2 protein-coding genes are annotated in these 1,946 nt (G+C 60.5%); both read left to right on the forward strand.

Annotated features, from left to right (window positions below; all coding sequences use genetic code 11):
• Positions 1–15: 15 nt before the first annotated feature.
• Positions 16–717 (forward strand): OmpH family outer membrane protein, encoded by a 702-nt coding sequence (locus H5U08_RS17145; RefSeq protein ID WP_297035874.1) that lies wholly within the window; start codon positions 16–18, stop codon positions 715–717.
• Positions 718–787: 70 nt separating this feature from the next.
• On the forward strand, positions 788–1,663 hold the full coding sequence (gene lpxC / locus H5U08_RS17150; protein WP_297035877.1) for a UDP-3-O-acyl-N-acetylglucosamine deacetylase: 876 nt from the start codon (positions 788–790) through the stop codon (positions 1,661–1,663).
• Positions 1,664–1,946 lie beyond the last annotated feature (283 nt).

The raw sequence follows: 1,946 nt of genomic DNA on the forward strand, positions 1-1,946 counted from the left end.
TCAAGGAGGAAGATCATGTTGAAAAGGCACTGGCTTTGGCTGGGAGCGGGACTCGTCCTGGTCAGCGGCACCCTCGTCTACCAACTGGCGGCCCAACAGGTGGCAGGGCCGACAACCCCCGTGAGGCCTGCGGCCGTCCGCAATATCGCAGTGGTGGATATTGAGTACATCTTCAAAAACCATCTTCGCTTCAAGCAGGAAATGAGTGCCCTGCGGTCTGAAGCCGCCGCCGTCGAGCAATGGGCCCAGCGGGAACAGGAGTCCCTCAAAGCGCTGGCCGAACAGCTCAAGGACCATCAACCGGGATCGTCCACCTACAATCAGATCGATGACACTCTTGTCAAGCGGCAGAAAGACTTTGAGGCGGAAGTCATCAAGAAGCGGAAGGAGTTTCTGCTGCGCGAGGCCAAGCTTCATTACGCCACATATCAGGAGATCGTCAACGAGATCCAGTATCTCGCCGCTGCGAACGGAATCGTGATGGTCCTGCGGTTCAACGGACAGGAGGTCGACCCGAATTCGCCCGACGATGTCCTCCGCTACATCAACCAGCTTATCGTCTACAAAGCGCCCGAGCTGGACCTGACTCCCATTGTGCTCCAGCGGCTCAACGCGCGCGCTCAATCAGCAACGACATCGGCCTCTACGAATTCCTTGCCGGTAGTACCCAGCCAGGGCGGTTATTCTCGGCCCACCACGCCGGGCACCCTGCGGTGATCGAGTGGCAACAGTGGTCATTGGTCTGTCGGCAGAACTGTCAACCCTTGCATAACGATTTGCGACCTTGATGCTCTCCTTCAGATCACAACAAACGATTGCTCGCCCGGTGGCCGTCGAGGGCTTCGGGTACTGGTCGGGGGAGGACTGCCGCGTGGAGTTTCGGCCGGCACCGCCCAACACGGGAGTGGTGTTTGTGCGCGAGGACCTTCGCCATCGCCCCCGAATTCCCGCCCGGCTGGAATATCGCATTGAAATGCCGCGGCGGAGTTGTCTTGAATACCGGGGTGTTCGGGTGGAGATGGTGGAACATGTCATGGCGGCGCTGGGCGGCCTCCAGATCGACAACTGCGAGGTCGCCGTCACCGCCCCCGAAATGCCGGGATGCGACGGCTCCGCCCTGCCCTTCGTGGAAGCGCTTCTGGCGGCGGGAATTATCAAGCAGTCCACGCCGCGTCCCGTGCGAATCTTAAGTACCGTTGTTCGCGTGGAGGAAAATGGCTGCTGGTTCGAGGCTCGCCCCGGGCTGGGTCAGGAATGTTTCATGCGGTATCTCCTGGACTATGGGCCGGAAGGACCGATCGGACGGCAGAGTTTCGGTCTCACTTTGACGCCCGAGACGTTTCGCCGGGAACTCGCCCCCTGCCGAACGTTCATGCTCAAGGAGGAAGCGGAGTGGCTTCTCTCCCAGGGTTTGGGACGCCGTACCACGCCGCGGGATCTGCTCGTGTTCGATGAGCACGGCCCTATCGACAACGAATTGCGGTTCCCCGACGAGTGCGTCCGTCACAAATTACTCGATATGGTGGGCGATTTGGCGCTCTGTGGATGTGATCTGGTCGGCCGATTCTGTGCCTATCGCAGCGGTCACCGGCTGAACGCCCAACTGGGCCTTCAGCTCGTTCAGCAGTTTCCCGCTGTAAATGCCCTGCGATCGTGCGCATGAAACCCGGCTACCAGGTTAAGGGAGGCAGGCAATACCCCCCTACCCGATCGATCGTCCGGGTTGGGGTTGGACAGCATCGAAGCCCGCCACGCGGCTGCGCTACACGGCCGGGAGGGCCAGCCACACAGAAAAGCACAGAACCAGGTCCCGTGGGTTCCATTTTGGAAAGACCATGCCAGCTTCACATTCCTCTTTGCGTATCGGGGTGATTGGCGCCGGTCGGCTGGGGACGTTTCACGCGCGAAAAATCAGGCGGCTCCCCGATGTGGAACTCGCCGGCGTC

The organism is Thermogutta sp. (genome assembly GCF_014359955.1).
Taxonomy (GTDB): domain Bacteria; phylum Planctomycetota; class Planctomycetia; order Pirellulales; family Thermoguttaceae; genus Thermogutta.